Here is a 15,293-nt window from a genome sequence, read left to right on the forward strand (position 1 = left end):
TGAGACACGCGCGTGTCCATGGTGCGGGATATATCAAAAACAAAAAACGGCAAGCCTGTCGGAGCAATTCGACTGGCTTGCCGCTTTTTATTCCTTTGCTTTTTTATAATCAAGACCCCACGCTTCCATTGACTGAATGATAGGACGCATGGATTCGCCAAGCTCGGACAGAGCATATTCTACCCTCGGCGGAACTTCCGGATAAACGGTGCGGGTAATAATACCGTCGGCTTCCATGGAACGCAGGCTGTCCGTCAACACCTTCTGGCTGATCCCCTCCAAGTTCTTTTTCAGTTCATTGAAGCGCCACGGACGGGCCAACAGGTTTCGCATGATAAGCAGTTTCCATTTGCTCCCGATCAGCGCCACGGTAGTCGCTACCGGGCAGGCCGGCATCTCTTCTTTGGTCAGCATAGCAGTCCTCCAATGGTTTAATTTAGAATGTTACACCTCAATTATGGTGTGACGCTTACATTTTTTCAAGTGTTAACGTTCGGCAAGGGGAGGCGCGAAGCCACCCTCTTTTCGCCTATGGGTTACAAAAAGGTAACTCAGTAATAGATTTGTGCGTACTTTTTTCAAGAGTAAGATGCGTTACAATGAAACTGCAAACAGGAAACGCTGTTTGACAAAAATGGATGGGGGTACATAATCATGGCTCTTTCGAATCTCTTTGGCTGGAACAATAAGGCACAGGCTTCCGCAGCCGCTACGGCTTGCGGTGCCGGTGATAAGCCCGATGAGAAGCCCGCTGCTTGCGGATCTGCCTGCGGTGCCGGCGACAAGCCCGCCGAAAAGCCCGCCGCTTGCGGTTCTGCCTGCGGTGCCGGCGATAAGCAGTAAAGACCGTGTTCCCGCAAAATCACAGGATTTTGTGGGAGAAGTCAGAGCGGAATGAATCAGGTTTTGCGTTTACGCGGAACCGCATGATACGGAGCTTGTGACGACGGGATACACCCCAAGAAAAAGCTTGGGGCGTATTTCCGAGAGAGCAACAGCTGTTACGCTTTCGGAAATGCGTCCTATCACAACAAGGAGGATCACATGAAACAGTATTTTTCTTTCCAGTGGCATATCACCGATGAATGCGATCAGCGGTGCAAGCACTGCTACATTTTCTCTGAAAACTGCAACAAGAAGTTGGATGCGATGTCTTGGCAGCAAATGCAGGACAGCTTCTATAACTGTCTTGACTTCTGTGAGGTCTATGACCGCTTGCCGTATTTTTACATTACCGGCGGCGATCCGATCCTACACCCTGACTTTTGGAAACTGCTGGGGCTGATGAAGCAGCACGGCGTTCCGTTTACCATACTCGGCAACCCCTTCCACCTGACCGACGAGGTTTGCCGTCGCTTGAGAGAATACGGCTGTGAAAAATATCAGCTTTCCGTTGACGGTTTGCGCGAAACCCACGACTGGTTCCGCAAACCCGGCAGCTTTGATCTGACACTCGAGAAAATCGCTTGCATCAATCGAGCCGGTATTCGCTCCGTGGTGATGACCACCGTTTCCGGCAAAAACATTGATGAGGTTCCCGGCATCATCGACGCTGTTGTGGCGGCGGGGGTGAATGTCTTTGCGTTCGCGCGTTACTGTCCGACCAGCGAGGAAAAGGAGGTCGGCATCGATCCGTTCCGTTACCGCAAGCTCCTCTCTGACTGCGACAAGAAATTCAAAGAATATGAGGCCGCAGGCTGCCGGACTTACTTTAACAAAAAAGACCATCTCTGGACGCTCTATGAGTACGAAACCGGGACGTTCAAAATTCCCGAAACCGTGGAGGACGGTATGATTTACGGCGGCTGCAACTGCGGCAACTGTCACCTGACCATACTCCCCACCGGGGATGTGTATGCCTGCCGCCGGGTGCAGAACAGCAAGGTTGCCAATGTGTTTACCGACCGTCTGGCGGATGTTTGGGTATGCCAAATGGAAGAGTACCGGGACTACACCAAATTTGAGAAGTGCAGCAAATGCGAACTGCTGGCGTTCTGCCGGGGCTGTCCCGCTGTGGCGAGCGGTAAAGACGGAAACTTCTATGCTGCCGATCCGCAGTGTTGGAAAGAAGTTGTATGAAGTTCTTAAAGTCGCTTGAGAGCAAACCCTAAAATCATGTTGGTGCTGTGCCGCAGGTTTCCGACCGGCGTTATCGTTTTCACAGCAGCTACCCAAAAGGAGGGCGTGCCATGACGAACTTGGAGTTTTTTCAGTCACTGGATTATGAGGACGGTCTGCGCGTTCTCACAAAAACCTTTGACCGTTTCTCCCTGCAATACGGAACGACGCTTGGGTTGGACGGCAAGCCGCAGATTCGCCCCCTTGCGTTCAAGTTCGAAGAGGACGGTGTTTTGTATTTTGACACCGTTATCTTCAGCTCTGTATCTGTGACCCGGAAACGATGAGCTATGTACGGCTGGGCGGTAAAGTCAATTTCACCAAGGACCCCGCCATTGTAAACCGCTGCTTTGCGGAAAGCCCGGTGCTGACTTCGCAATTCGGAGAGCAACGGGAGCTTGTAGTAGCCTACTATCTGACCGAAGCATGGGCCGAGTTCAATTCCTTTACGGACGGCTTGCCCCACCGGAACTACAGCTTGAGCAACAAATTCGATAGGGAGGTACAAGCATGAACGAAGTCATGAATACCATTCTTCACCGCCGTTCCATCCGACGATTCGCGCCGAAGCAGATTGAAGAAACCGCCTTACAGCAGATATTGCAAGCCGGGCTATATGCCCCGAGCGCAGGCGGACGGCAAGGTGTACTGTTTGCCGTTTGTCAGGATAAAGAGGTAAATGAGCGCCTCGGCAAGATTAAGCGGGCCAATTCTCATCCCTGTATGGCGACGGAAACGAGCTTTGTTTCCCGTGAGCAGCCGAGTATTGCGGATGACCCCAAGCTGACAAATGCTTTTTACGATGCCCCCGCCGTAATCACCATGTTCGCACCGAAGAACTTTCTGTTTTCGGCTGAGGACTGCGCGCTGGCAGCTGAAAATATGATGCTGGCGGCAGACACCTTGGGTATCGGTTCCTGCTATATCGGACAGGGATGGACGGCCTTTGACCATCCTTACGGACAGGAAATGTTGCGGCAGTGGAATATACCCACCGATCACTACGCTATTATGCAGCTTCTCTTGGGATATCCGCGTGAGGGTGACAAGCACCCCACCGCAAAGCCTCGAAAAGAGGGGCGAATCATCCGGATCGGAGAAGGAAAAGAATGAAAATCGATCCTCGTTTTGAAGTCAATCCGGATAAGTGCATCCGCTGCGGTCGCTGTATCAATGTTTGCGCCGGGATGGTTTTGAAAGCGCGGTCAGATGGCGTTCCGGAGATGCAGCCTTTTGAACGGTACGGCTGGCGTGGTTGCTGGCGGTGTCAACATTGTCTTGCTGTTTGTCCCACCGGTGCTGTTTCTATCTTTGGTAAGAAAGCTGAAGATTCCCTGCCGCCTCCTCCCAAGGAAATGGGGACTTACATGGAGGAGCTGATTGCGAACCGCCGCTCCTGCCGCCGCTATCAGAAGAAAAATGTGAATCCTGCCCTCATTACGAGAATGCTCAAGTCCATGGCGGCAGCTCCCACAGGCGGAAATTGCTGTAGCGTGGAGTATACTGTCATTGACGATAAGGATAGAGTCGAAGAAATCCGTCGTATCGTATATAAAATCATGGAGAAGAATGCCAAACGGCATATTTACACGGACAGCTTTGATGATTTTTATTATGCAAAAATGAAGGAATCGGAGCAAAGTATTCGCAAGGATGATATGTTGTTCTGCGGGGCACCGCATCTTTTTATTGCTCATGCAAAGCAGACCGGAAAATGGGGTGAGGATATGAAAATCAACTGTGATTTGGCAACTGCCTATTTTGAGCTGCTTGCCAATAGCTTTGGCCTCGGCACCATCATTATGAGTTACCCGGCGGAAGTCATCGAACAGCTGGCCCCCGTGGCGAGAGATATGATGGGAATTCCGGCAGATCATTATATGCGGTTAATTGTGGGATTTGGGTATCCGGAGATCCCGTATGCCAGAGGTGTACAGAAAGACTGCTCCGGAAGAATCCATAGATATACAGAGAGATGATCTTAAACACCGGTTGTCGGACGGACATTCCGGCATATTACAGTCGATGGTTCTATAATCGTATCAATGCCGGCTATGTATGCACACGCAATCCCTATCGCCCGAATCAGGTCTTGAAGTATCGCCTTGATCCGGAGCTTGTGGATATTCTCTGCTTCTGTACCAAAAATCCTGCGCCAATGCTGCCGCGGCTTGCGGAGCTTGACCGTTTCCGGCAGTTCTGGTTTGTCACGCTGACGCCTTACGGCAAGGAGATCGAACCCAATGTACCGTACAAAAGAACTGTGTCGGAATCCATCCGGCGGAAGTCGGGACAAAAGCGGTCGCCTGGCGCTACGATCCCATTTTCATCACAGAAAAATACTCCGCAGAGTATCATCTGCAAGCCTTTGAAAAGATGGCCTCCGCACTGCAAAACCGGGTGGGCTTCTGTGTTATCAGCTTTCTCGACTTGTATGAAAAGACAAAGCGGAATTTCCCGGCGGCACGGGCAGTGACGGAACAGGAGCAGAAATACCTTGCCGCACGGTTTGCGGAAATCGGCGCAAAGTACGGTATCCCGATTCGTACCTGCTGTGAGAATGCATCGCTTGCACAATGCGGCGTGGATGTTTCCGGCTGCATGACAAAAGCAGTGCTGGAAGCAGCAGCCGACTGTCAGCTGACGGTGCCAAAGAAGAAAAAATCTCCCCGCGCTCAGTGCAGCTGCCTCTTAGGAGCCGACATCGGAATGTATAACAGCTGTCCGCACGGCTGCATCTACTGTTATGCCAATTACGACCGTAGAACGGTAGAACAGAATGTGAAGCTGCATGATCCGGCTTCGCCGTTCTTAATCGGCGGTTTCCGCAAAGGGGATAAAATCATAGAAGTTCGGCAGGAGTCGTACATCAATCGGCAAATCTCATTGTTCTGAGGGTTGCTCTTATGAAGCGGTCAGAACGGCGCTTGTTTCTGAACCGCTAGCTTTTGAAAGAGAAAACAGAATATCGAGATATGCATATTCCGGCCTCCTGCAATCGCGCTTGCTTGGAACCGGCGCGCAGATTGATATGGAAACGGTGAGCCGGTTTATGAATCGAAAAACAGGTGAAAAGAAAGAGATCTACAATGTTATCAAAGATATGGACAAAGAAAGCTACGCCCGCTTACGCGACGCAAATTAAGAATTTACAGGCAGCCCTCAGCGAGGCGGATACTGTGGTAATCGGTGCCGGAGCAGGACTTTCCGCCTCGGCCGGATTCATTTACAGCGGCGAACGGTTTGAAAAATACTTTTCCGACTTTGCGGCAAAGTATGGTATCAAGGATATGTATTCCGGCGGCTTTTATCCCTTTGCCACGCCGGAGGAGCATTGGGCGTACTGGAGCCGGTATATCTACATCAACCGCTATATGGATGCCCCGAAACCGGTCTATGAAACTCTTTTGAACTTGGTTGCCGACAAGGACTATTTCGTGATCACGACCAATGTGGATCACTGCTTTCAGAAAGCTGGCTTTGACAAAAAGCGGCTGTTCTACACGCAGGGGGATTATGGTCTGTTTCAGTGCAGTGAGCCGTGCTGTCAGGAAACCTTTGAGAACGAAGCGGTCATTCGGGAGATGATAGAACGGCAGGACAACATGAAAATCCCGACAGAGCTGCTTCCCGTATGCCCCCACTGTGGGAAACCGCTGACCATGAACCTTCGCAGCGATGATAGATTTGCGGAGGACGAGGGATGGCATAGGGCGGCGGAGCGGTATGAGAATTTTCTCCGGACCCGTACAGGCGGAAAAATTCTCTTTCTGGAATTGGGGGTCGGCTACAACACGCCTGTCATCATCAAGTATCCCTTCCTGCAGATGACAGCGAAAAATCCAAATGCAATCTACATCTGTATCAATCAAGGGCAGGCGGTTTGTATGCAGGGGCTTGAAAAGCGGTCTGTCTGTATAGATGCAGATATCGGACAGGTTTTACAGAGCTTGTACGATGTTGCGATTCCATAAAAAAGCAGTTCTACCATGCGCGTATTGTGTGATAGAACTGCTTTCTTTTGCATTTTCAGATCAGGCAATGCAAGCTGCCTTTTGTAGTTTGTATATGCACCTGCGAGGGAAATGAGGGATTGCAAAGGGAATATTCCTTTTGTCGCTGGATTTCCAATAGGGGCGCGAGCATCCCTGTTGGCACACGATTTTCCGTAGGAAAGTCTAGTGTGTTATACCTTTATGAAGCAGACCGAATACGGAAATGGAGAGTGCCCCATCGAAGCACGATCCATTCCTATATTTTGCGCGATAAGGCCGGAGAGAGTGAATCGTGCTCGCACGAGTGCACATTCGACGGCCAACGTACATCGAAGCGGCTTTGCCGCGAGATGTGCGAAAGGTTGCTTCCCTGGAAGGAGCATTCCTGAGCAGAGAAAAGGTACAGGCGATGTGACGAATGTCACGGAACCTGTACCGTCACGGGCTGCGGAATAGAGGTATATCAAAAATGAAGTGGCACATTATCACCCGGGGAGGGCACGACGGACATTGCCCAGAGCAGTTCTTTCTGTACTTCTGGCACGGCTCAGGCTGAGATGAAAATGCGCTGTTGTTTCACTTTGGTCATGATGCTCATAATCGAGAAAACCGAAGCGATAATGAAGATATGTGCGCTCACGATCGGAGATTGTTTCAAGGGCATTTCTGACTTCTGTAATGGTCTCTTTTCTGATGAAAAGCTGTTCTGGATTTTTTGTGTAATCGTCCGGAATGATGTCTGCATAAGTTATATTTGCTTCTGCATCGAGCCCGGGTGGCGGGGCATCAAAACTGAAAATACTGAATCCATCATCGCATTTTCTGCAATTGTCTGTGCATAGGTTCAGGAACCGGTTTCCGGTATCCGCGTCATATGTCTTGACGGCACGAAGCACTCCGATCATGGCGTCCTGCACCAGATCATCTTTTTCGAGCATGATGCCGGAATGACGCTTTTTGATTTTTGCGGCAGTGATCCGGATGGACGGCAGAATGTTTTCGATCAGAGCAGATTCAGCGACTTTATCTCCCTCCCGGACGAGTGAACAGAGCTGCTCATTCGTCATGGATTGCTTCCCTCATTTCATCAAGTACCTTTTTGTATGCGTAACCGATACAATGCAGAGTATCTTCGGAAATATCCGCAATCGAAATCGCACGCATGACGGCTGTTGTCAGTCCTTCTGCTGTTATTTTTCTGAGATCGAGAGAATCCTGTCCTTTTGAAAGTTCTTCACGCAGACACTGCAGCACTTCTGCAGTGACTGCATTACTATCCGCAGCAATAGCCTCTCCCTGCAATTTGATATCTTTGACAATTAACATAAAAAGATTCTGGATGGCGCTTGTATCTGCATTGATTACCGGCATGCGGATGTCGCTGAGATCAGATGCGAGCTGAGTGGCAGCGTCAGCACTGTCCGGAACACATTCGGCCTGTTCCAGAAGCAGGGAATTGGTGAAAGTGAGCTGCTGGTTCATAGCGGCGATGCCGGATTTTACAATTTCGTTTTGATAGCGTGCCAGCAAAGAAAGCCAGGAGCTGCGGGAAACGAGGATTCTCCAGCAGCAGATTTAGCACACGGGAATCCAGTTTTCCGGTGTAAAGAAGTTTTGCCGTTTCTGCTGATAACCCCAGCTCCTCAATATCATAAGACCGATGATTTCTGCGAGATCGGCTTGTGTAGTGTTATTGCCTTTGATCAGATCCTGGATGCGTTGCCGCGTATCACCGGGAAGCCATGCATTAGCCATCTGCGTCTCTTTCCTGCGAATTCTTGCGGTTTGATAATATTTATCCTTCCTGATCTTTCAAGATAATATCAAGCATCTGTCTTGGAGTGACAATAAAGGGGGCTGTAGGAAAATGACGGATATTGCCGGTAACGAGATAGGCATCCTCGTCTTTACGCTCTTCCATAACGACTTCATAGAAAACCCTGTCTTTGGGATCAGGAAGATCAATATCAATCGCCTCACTATCGATATACAGGCCGCGCTGATGGAAAGTATCGATGATGTCATTCACGATATCCTCAGTAAGATGAAACTTAGGCCTTAATAGCACTTTTCTATACTCAGCTTCAATATCTTCGTTCAATACAGGGGTGATAGGTCCGTCAAAGGCAAGTTCGATTATGCTGCCCGGGACAGATTTCTGCTTTAAGACTGCAGAAACAAGAACATTGGTGTCAATAACCGCAAAATATTTCACGGGCATTTACTTCCTCGCTTCTGTAATCTCAGCATTGATTTCTTCCAGAGTCATATCAGAGATTCCATATTCCTCTGCAATACGGTTGGCGCGATTTAATGCACGAATGCTGGGATTGGGTTCAGGATCCAGCTTCATGCTGAAGGGAATTCCATTTTCCTGATTCAATCTTGATACACACATCCTGAGATATGACGGCAGGGAGAGTCCCAACCTGTCAAGAATTTGAACGGCCTTTATTTTTTCGGTATCCTCTGTTCTGAACTGAACCAATGAACTTGCCATCTCTATTACCTCCAATCACTGTAAGCGTGTCGATATTGTTTATATTCAGCATAGCACATAAAGTAAACGATTGCAATCGTACGACTACAAATGTATTAATCGGATGGTTTTGTGTTAAAAGCTTACTGTATAATCTGTCCCCCAAAACCGACTCTCTTGCAAATTTGCAATATTTCTCTCGACCATCTCTTCCAAATCCCAATTTCGCCCAATTTTTCATGTCTAGCCGATTTTCTCCGTATAAGACATCAGGATCAGAAATCCAGAAACAAACAAAGGAGGAACTCGATTATGGACCTGTTTGAAACTGTAAAAGCGAACGTGAGCGTTCCGGATGCTGCAAAGAGGTATGGCATTGTGGCGAACCGGCATGGGATGGCTAGGTGCCTCTTTCACGATGATCGGATCCCCGGTCTGAAGCTAAATCAGGATTATTATTACTGCTTCGGTTGTGGTGTTCACGGCGAGACGGTGTGTCTTTTGTCCAAATTTTCTGAAGCGAAGTCTCACATCAGTGTGAAGGTCGAAATGGATGAAATGGATCTGACGGCGGCGGAGAGTAAAGCGACCTACGCAGAGATTCGGAACTGGGTGCGGGAAAACTATGGATTCCGTGTAACAAACCTGAATATAGCATAGGTAAAGCGGAAGCATGGGATCATCGAGAGGGAGAACCACAACAAGCCGAAGTCCGAGGACAGCAGGCATCCGAGATGCCCGGAAGAGAAAGAAAAGGCGATTGAAGAGGCTCTGAAGCATTTTCAGATGATTGAATAAGACGATTACTTAAACAGTGATAATTTTGCAGCTGATGGAATTTCTCGTTTCTGTCAGCTGTTTTTTCGTTGCGAATTTATTTGAAAGCATTACAATTAACATGACATACAGTTGTCGTGTTTGGCGCGATATGATATATACGGAGCGTGAGCAGAATGAAGATAGACAGGTTGATCGGAATACTGTCGGTGCTGTTACAGGAAGAGAAAACTACGGCACCGGAGCTGGCAGAACGGTTTGAGGTTTCAAAGAGAACAATAAATCGTGATATCGAAGATCTTTGCAAGGCTGGCATTCCTATCCGTACAGCACAAGGAACCGGTGGCGGCATCAGCATTATGGACGGATACCGGATGGACAGAACAATCCTGACATCAAAGGATATGCAGATGATTCTTGCTGGGCTGCGTAGTCTGGATAGCGTAAGCGGAAGCAGTTATTACAGACAGCTGATGGAAAAGATTCAGGCGAGATCCTCTGCGTTTATCGTCGGCAGGGATTCCCTTCTGATAGATCTGTCATCGTGGTACCGGGATTCGCTTGCTCCTAAGATAGAGGCCATACAGGATGCGATCGGAGACAGGCATTTGATCAAGTTCCGGTATTATGCCCCCTCAGGTGAAAGTGAGCGGACGCTTGAACCATATTATCTGGTGTTCCGATGGTCGAGTTGGTATCTGTGGGGCTGGTGCCTGAAAAGGAAGGATTTCAGGCTATTCAAGCTGAACCGCATGGATAACGTCCGCGGAACAGACGAGGTGTTTGAATGCAGAGAGGCATCAGTACCGGATCTTTCCAACGAGAAAATCTTTCCGGGAGAGATAAAGGTTAAAGCATTGTTTGAAGCAGATCAGAAATGGAGGCTGGTAGAAGAGTTTGGCCCTTCAAGCTTTACACAGAACAATGATGGCAGGCTTCTCTTTATAGCGGATTATTCAGACATCGAGAATTTGGTTACGTGGATTATGACTTTCGGAGATAAAGCTGAGTTGCTTGAACCGGTGGAGGCAAGAGAAAAGATAGCAAGTATGGTGCAGAAAATGACAAAAATCTACAAGGAGGACGCGGCGTTATGAGATTAGACGGTTTTGGACTATTGGTTGAGGATATGGCGAAGATGATTCGCTTCTATAGGGATGTGCTTGGATTTGAATGCAAGGAAGCAGAGGATACTTCCAATGTGTATCTTGTGAAGGATGGGACTTTGTTCCTTCTGTATGGACGCAAGGACTTTGAGAAAATGACAAATCGAAGATATGAGTATATCAAGGGGCTGAATGGTCATTCCGAGATTGCTCTGTATGTAGATACCTTTGAAGAAGTGGATGTTGCGTTCAAAAATGCGGTAGAGAACGGGGCAACACCGGTATTAGAACCTGAATTGGAACCATGGGGACAGAGAACCTGCTATATTGCTGATCCGGAAGGGAATCTTATCGAGATCGGTTCCTGGAATAAGCCTTTTGAAGAGAAGGATGCAGGGAGGTAGAACAAGGTGGCGTTTGATTTCAAGAAGGAATACAAAGAACTTTACATGCCGAAGAATAAGCCTAGCATCGTGACTGTACCAAGTATAAATTATATCGCCGTGCGAGGAACAGGAGATCCGAATCAGGAGGATGGTGAATATAAGCAGGCTATTGGATTGTTATATGGAATTGCCTTTACAATTAAGATGAGCAAGAAGGGCGACCATCGGATTGAAGGATACTTCGATTATGTTGTTCCACCTCTGGAAGGATTCTGGTGGCAGGATGGCGTGGATGGAATTGACTATGCACACAAGGAAGATTTCTATTGGATTTCTGTGATCCGCCTTCCTGACTTTGTGACAGAGGATGATTTCCTATGGGCTGTTAATGAGGCCACGAAAAAGCAGGATTTCATTAAGGTTGAGTTCCTAACGGTAGAAGAAGGGTTATGCGTTCAGTGTATGCATTTTGGTTCTTATGATGATGAGCCTGCTACGGTTGCCATGATGCATGAGTTCATGGAACAGCAAGGTTATGAGCTGGATATCACAGACAAGCGGCTGCATCATGAAATTTATCTGAGTGATGCAAGGAAGGTTGCTCCCGAGAAGCTGAAGACCGTGATCAGGCATCCGATTAAGGTAAAGGGGAGCTGATAAAATGCATTTCATTGATGCAAAAGGGATTTTGACCGGCAGCGGCGGATACTATGGAATGAATATTTACCGGGGGTGTACTCACGGTTGTATTTACTGTGACAGTAGGAGCAGGTGTTATCAGTTCACGCATCCTTTTGAAGATATCGAGGTGAAGCAGAACGCACCGGAGCTCCTGGAAAAGGTGCTGAAGTCGAAAAGAAAAAAGTGCATGATTGGAACAGGCGCGATGTCAGATCCGTATATGCACTGTGAAGAGAACTTAAGTCTGACAGGGCGATGCCTGGAAATTTATTCTGGAAAATGGTTTTGGGGTTGCAATTCAGACAAAATCTGACCGTATACTTCGGGATATCAACTTGCTATCAGAGATTAACAGGTCTGCAAAATGCGTGGTGCAGATGACGCTTACAACCGCCGATGATGGCCTGTGTCGAATATTGGAGCCGAATGTCTGCAATACCAAGCGACGGATTGAAGTGCTGGAAGAAATGCGTAAGAATGGTATTCCAATGATTGTCTGGCTTACGCCGATTCTGCCTTTTATCAATGATACTGAGAATAACATCACAGTAATTCTGAATGAGTGTGTAAGAGTCGGGGTAAAGGGCATTATTGATTTCGGCATGGGGCTGACACTTCGGGAAGGAGACAGGGAATACTATTATGCAGCGCTTGACAAGTATTTTCCAGGAATGAAAGAATGCTACATTAAACGGTACGGGAATGCGTATGAACTGCCAAGCCCGAATGCAAAAAAATTGACAGGGATATTTCAGAGAATCTGTAAGGATAATGGAATTCTGTCAACTCCGGATGAGTGTTTCAGATTTATGCAGGAACTGCCTGACAAGTATCCGCAGATGAGTATATTTGATCTATAAAGCGAGAGAGGCTGATTATATGGAGTATATCAGGGTAACAAAGGACAATTTGGAAAAGGAACACATTTGCTGTGCGATTTCCAACAACAAGGATGTGCAGGTATCTTCAAAGAAGGCTTGGCTGGCTGACCGGTTTGATGAAGGACTTGTTTTTCTGAAGAGTGTGGAGCGCGGCAAGTGCTTTATCGAATATATACCGGCGGAAAACGCTTGGATTCCGATAGAGGCGGATGGGTATATGTATATTGACTGTCTGTGGGTGTCCGGTTCTTTCAAGGGGCATGGATACGCTACAGATTTGTTAAATGCCTGCATCGAGGATAGTAAAGAAAAGGGGAAGAAGGGACTTTGCATTCTATGTGCTACAAAGAAAAAGCCGTTTTTGGCTGATCCGAAGTTCCTTAAGTACAAGGGTTTTATCGTGGGTGATGAAGCTGATAATGGTATTCAGCTTTGGTATCTGCCGTTTGAGGATGGTGCCGATATTCCGTCATTCAGAGAGTGTGCAAAGCATCCGCAAATTGATGAAGGCGGCTATGTTCTATATTACACGAGCCAGTGTCCATTCAATGCAAAGTATGTTCCGATCTTGGAGCAGGCAGCTGAAGAGAAAGGTATCCTATTCCGGGCGATTCATATAGAAAACAGAGATGAGGCGCAAAATGCTCCGACTCCGATTACGAATTATGCTTTGTTTCATGATGGGGAATATGTTACGAATGAGCAGATGAGTGATAAGAAGTTCCTGAAACTTGTCAACGGATAGGAGGAAAACGGTATGGCATCAACGAAAGAGTATCTGGATTTCGTCTTAGAGCAGCTGTCAGAACTTGATGAAGTTAGCTTTCGGGCGATGATGGGTGAATATATCCTTTATTATCGCGACAGAGTGTTCGGCGGCATTTATGATGACAGGCTTCTGGTTAAGCCTGTTCCGGTGGCGGTGAAGCTGATGTCGGACGCATCAATGGAGTTTCCTTATGATGGGGCGAAAGAGATGATCCTGGTGGATGATGTTGATAACCGGGAATTCCTGTGTGAGCTGGTAGAGAGCATGTGGGAAGAACTGCCGGAGAAGAAAAGGAAGAATTCAAAGAAACTATAGGTTTCGTGGAAGAGGATTCCAAAGGGGACAGCGTTCCTTTTGACACACGACTTTCACCGAAAGTCTAATGTTGTTATATCTTTATCCGAAAGTCGGCAGCAAAACAGCAGCGTGTGCCCCTTAGATGTACAGGCTGCTGTTTTGCATTGTTACGGGAAAAGGTCGCTTCCTAGTGGAAGTAGACGTTTGAACGGCACGAAAGGAATCGGCGAAGTGACAACGATCACGTCGCCGATTCCGTGCTGCTTGAGGATAGAGGTATACGAAAATCAAACAATGAGATTTTTACCAATGAAGCTCCTTGCGGACACTGTGGAAAGCGGTTTTTTGCGATACCTTTTGCGCGGCTATTGCTCAAGTGAAAATGTGCGGCAGTATCTTCCCTGTCGTGGAGAAGATCACCGGCGATCATGGCCTCATATCATATTTTATCCATCTGCACGAAATCCCGAAAGCGAATATGACGTACAGTACTGGTGATGAAATCAATATCATCATTTGTGATCACGATTTTCTGACAAGAATTGTCCGGTTTTGCAAAAGCCCCAAATTCCCTTTCGTAGGCTTTCTCTTCAGCCACAGAATAGGCAACCTGAATATAGTATTGCTTATTACCCTTATTCGCCACGAAATCAATTTCCTGAGAACCACAGTGATATACCTGGAGATGATAGCCCATATAGAGGAGTTCGTTATAAACGACATTCGCGAAGTTGTGGGTGAGATCGTAACGATTATTCATGATGCGGATGGAGTTTAAGGCCACATCTTTATCATACACTTTGAGATAGTATTCCAGTTCGCGTTTGGACTTGGCAGAATACCGCTGTCCTCGATCCTACTGGACATTTTAGCGCATGAAGCTGATTCCGTCCAATACTACTGGATAATTATATTATGGATAGAAAATTGTCCAGTAGGCTTGACTCCCAGCACCAAAGCACAGATCGATGACCAGGGGCCACAAATGTGATTATAAAAAGCAGATCCGTGAAGAGACGCTTGATGCGGCGGTTGTTGAGGTGATCACGAAGCTGGTAGCTAATCCGAGATTTGCCTCACTGATGCAGGAAAAGATAAATATGAAGGTGGATACCGAGGCCATTGATCAGGAGATAAAAGCTCTGGAGAAACAGCTAAAACAGTCCTATGCTGTGAAACGTAAAACCTTGGAAGAGATCGAGATGCTGTACCCGGACGAAAAGCATTATAAGCGCCGCGAGGCAGACCTGGACGATCGGTTATACCGTATGTATGATAAGATTGATGAGCAGGAACAGAGCCTGATTGATGCAAAGGCAAAACGGCAGGCAATCGAGTCCTAGAAAGTAAGCGGGGACAATATCTATAAGATTCTGATGTATTTTGATAGACTGTATGCTTTGATGAGTGAAGAAGAAAAACGTAAGCTCATGGAAACACTGATCGAGGAGATACAGATCTATGAGGATCGTCAGCCCAATGGACAATGGCTGAAGTCCATTACCTTCCGGTTGCCAATTATTGATCATGATATGAAATTACCAGTGGGAAATGGTTTGGACAATGAAGAGCATGTGGAGACGGTATGTTTGATGTCAAGGGTCGAAGGAAAATAGCCTAGAAAGCCCAATAATACTGCGGCTTTTGGGCTATCAAGCAAATTTGGCATCGGGCAGACAAAATGCTCTGTAGCAACTGATCCAAAGGCAGTTGGGGACAAAGTGTGAGAGTTGAGTTGCCACGATAGATGTTACTATGTTGAGTTGTCGAGTTAGATGTTGAGAAGTTTTGGCTGTGAGACAGA

21 protein-coding genes and 2 pseudogenes are annotated in these 15,293 nt (G+C 47.4%); 16 read left to right on the forward strand and 7 right to left on the reverse strand.

The window, feature by feature from the left end:
• Positions 1 to 87: 87 nt before the first annotated feature.
• Positions 88 to 414, reverse strand: coding sequence for a winged helix-turn-helix transcriptional regulator (locus HMPREF9623_RS06795; RefSeq protein WP_009533156.1), 327 nt, complete (start codon positions 412 to 414; stop codon positions 88 to 90).
• A gap of 240 nt (positions 415 to 654) precedes the next feature.
• On the opposite strand from HMPREF9623_RS06795, the gene acgA reads away from it, so the two are divergent.
• From acgA to HMPREF9623_RS06830, 7 genes and pseudogenes are all read left to right on the forward strand, one after another.
• A complete protein-coding gene (gene acgA / locus HMPREF9623_RS06800; protein ID WP_040799877.1) occupies positions 655 to 843 on the forward strand; it encodes an ACGX-repeat peptide in 189 nt (62 codons plus the stop codon).
• A 201-nt stretch (positions 844 to 1,044) separates the two neighbouring features.
• Positions 1,045 to 2,079 (forward strand): radical SAM/SPASM domain protein, ACGX system, encoded by a 1,035-nt coding sequence (acgM, locus tag HMPREF9623_RS06805; RefSeq protein ID WP_009533157.1) that lies wholly within the window; start codon positions 1,045 to 1,047, stop codon positions 2,077 to 2,079.
• A 110-nt stretch (positions 2,080 to 2,189) separates the two neighbouring features.
• On the forward strand, positions 2,190 to 2,405 hold the full coding sequence (locus HMPREF9623_RS11720; RefSeq protein ID WP_009533158.1) for a hypothetical protein: 216 nt from the start codon (positions 2,190 to 2,192) through the stop codon (positions 2,403 to 2,405).
• A gap of 223 nt (positions 2,406 to 2,628) precedes the next feature.
• On the forward strand, positions 2,629 to 3,231 hold the full coding sequence (locus HMPREF9623_RS06815; protein WP_009533160.1) for a nitroreductase family protein: 603 nt from the start codon (positions 2,629 to 2,631) through the stop codon (positions 3,229 to 3,231).
• Positions 3,228 to 4,097, forward strand: coding sequence for a nitroreductase family protein (locus HMPREF9623_RS06820; RefSeq protein WP_009533161.1), 870 nt, complete (start codon positions 3,228 to 3,230; stop codon positions 4,095 to 4,097). The genes HMPREF9623_RS06815 and HMPREF9623_RS06820 overlap by 4 nt, the downstream gene beginning before the upstream one ends.
• Positions 4,094 to 5,013, forward strand: a pseudogene (locus HMPREF9623_RS06825) (DUF1848 domain-containing protein). Before HMPREF9623_RS06820 ends, HMPREF9623_RS06825 begins: the two are co-directional and overlap by 4 nt.
• A gap of 194 nt (positions 5,014 to 5,207) precedes the next feature.
• Positions 5,208 to 6,092, forward strand: a complete 885-nt coding sequence (locus tag HMPREF9623_RS06830) for an SIR2 family NAD-dependent protein deacylase (protein ID WP_009533164.1) — start codon at positions 5,208 to 5,210, stop codon at positions 6,090 to 6,092.
• Positions 6,093 to 6,598: 506 nt separating this feature from the next.
• On the opposite strand, the gene HMPREF9623_RS06835 is transcribed toward HMPREF9623_RS06830, so the two are convergent.
• Genes HMPREF9623_RS06835 through HMPREF9623_RS06855 form a run of 5 tightly spaced genes read right to left on the reverse strand, consistent with a single transcriptional unit; the run spans position 6,599 to position 8,613 of the window.
• The gene (locus HMPREF9623_RS06835) at positions 6,599 to 7,180 is read right to left on the reverse strand and encodes a sigma factor-like helix-turn-helix DNA-binding protein (RefSeq protein ID WP_009533165.1); all 582 of its coding nucleotides are present in this window, start codon (positions 7,178 to 7,180) and stop codon (positions 6,599 to 6,601) included.
• Positions 7,170 to 7,643 (reverse strand): hypothetical protein, encoded by a 474-nt coding sequence (locus tag HMPREF9623_RS06840; protein ID WP_040799880.1) that lies wholly within the window; start codon positions 7,641 to 7,643, stop codon positions 7,170 to 7,172. The genes HMPREF9623_RS06835 and HMPREF9623_RS06840 overlap by 11 nt, the downstream gene beginning before the upstream one ends.
• A 45-nt stretch (positions 7,644 to 7,688) precedes the next feature.
• On the reverse strand, positions 7,689 to 7,868 hold the full coding sequence (locus HMPREF9623_RS06845) for a hypothetical protein (protein WP_040799883.1): 180 nt from the start codon (positions 7,866 to 7,868) through the stop codon (positions 7,689 to 7,691).
• 40 nt (positions 7,869 to 7,908) lie between these two features.
• On the reverse strand, positions 7,909 to 8,334 hold the full coding sequence (locus HMPREF9623_RS06850; protein WP_009533167.1) for a putative toxin-antitoxin system toxin component, PIN family: 426 nt from the start codon (positions 8,332 to 8,334) through the stop codon (positions 7,909 to 7,911).
• The gene (locus tag HMPREF9623_RS06855; RefSeq protein WP_009533168.1) at positions 8,335 to 8,613 is read right to left on the reverse strand and encodes a type II toxin-antitoxin system RelB/DinJ family antitoxin; all 279 of its coding nucleotides are present in this window, start codon (positions 8,611 to 8,613) and stop codon (positions 8,335 to 8,337) included.
• Between the two features lie 291 nt (positions 8,614 to 8,904).
• Between HMPREF9623_RS06855 and HMPREF9623_RS11835 the strand changes: the two genes are divergently transcribed.
• From HMPREF9623_RS11835 to HMPREF9623_RS06890, 7 genes and pseudogenes are all read left to right on the forward strand, one after another.
• Positions 8,905 to 9,252, forward strand: coding sequence for a CHC2 zinc finger domain-containing protein (locus HMPREF9623_RS11835; protein ID WP_009533169.1), 348 nt, complete (start codon positions 8,905 to 8,907; stop codon positions 9,250 to 9,252).
• 293 nt (positions 9,253 to 9,545) lie between these two features.
• Entirely contained in the window at positions 9,546 to 10,466 is a 921-nt protein-coding gene (locus HMPREF9623_RS06865) for a helix-turn-helix transcriptional regulator (protein WP_009533170.1), read from the forward strand.
• The gene (locus tag HMPREF9623_RS06870) at positions 10,463 to 10,879 is read left to right on the forward strand and encodes a VOC family protein (RefSeq protein ID WP_009533171.1); all 417 of its coding nucleotides are present in this window, start codon (positions 10,463 to 10,465) and stop codon (positions 10,877 to 10,879) included. The genes HMPREF9623_RS06865 and HMPREF9623_RS06870 overlap by 4 nt, the downstream gene beginning before the upstream one ends.
• A 6-nt stretch (positions 10,880 to 10,885) precedes the next feature.
• Positions 10,886 to 11,518, forward strand: a complete 633-nt coding sequence (locus HMPREF9623_RS06875) for a GyrI-like domain-containing protein (protein ID WP_009533172.1) — start codon at positions 10,886 to 10,888, stop codon at positions 11,516 to 11,518.
• Positions 11,519 to 11,522: 4 nt separating this feature from the next.
• A pseudogene (locus HMPREF9623_RS12155) lies at positions 11,523 to 12,402 on the forward strand (radical SAM protein).
• Between the two features lie 19 nt (positions 12,403 to 12,421).
• Positions 12,422 to 13,168 carry an N-acetyltransferase gene (locus HMPREF9623_RS06885; RefSeq protein WP_009533175.1) on the forward strand — a complete coding sequence of 249 codons (747 nt, stop codon included), beginning with the start codon at positions 12,422 to 12,424 and terminating at the stop codon, positions 13,166 to 13,168.
• 12 nt (positions 13,169 to 13,180) lie between these two features.
• Positions 13,181 to 13,507, forward strand: coding sequence for a TfoX/Sxy family protein (locus HMPREF9623_RS06890; RefSeq protein WP_009533176.1), 327 nt, complete (start codon positions 13,181 to 13,183; stop codon positions 13,505 to 13,507).
• Between the two features lie 421 nt (positions 13,508 to 13,928).
• Here HMPREF9623_RS06890 and HMPREF9623_RS11480 read toward each other — a convergent pair whose 3' ends face one another.
• Positions 13,929 to 14,288, reverse strand: coding sequence for an ATP-binding protein (locus HMPREF9623_RS11480; protein WP_154646131.1), 360 nt, complete (start codon positions 14,286 to 14,288; stop codon positions 13,929 to 13,931).
• Between the two features lie 301 nt (positions 14,289 to 14,589).
• Here HMPREF9623_RS11480 and HMPREF9623_RS12090 point away from each other — a divergent pair, with 301 nt between their 5' ends.
• Positions 14,590 to 14,832 (forward strand): hypothetical protein, encoded by a 243-nt coding sequence (locus tag HMPREF9623_RS12090; protein WP_330362070.1) that lies wholly within the window; start codon positions 14,590 to 14,592, stop codon positions 14,830 to 14,832.
• A gap of 87 nt (positions 14,833 to 14,919) precedes the next feature.
• Entirely contained in the window at positions 14,920 to 15,105 is a 186-nt protein-coding gene (locus HMPREF9623_RS12095; protein ID WP_195891211.1) for a resolvase, read from the forward strand.
• Positions 15,106 to 15,293 lie beyond the last annotated feature (188 nt).

It is taken from the genome of Stomatobaculum longum (assembly GCA_000242235.1).
GTDB classification, from domain to species: Bacteria; Bacillota; Clostridia; order Lachnospirales; family Lachnospiraceae; genus Moryella; species Moryella longum.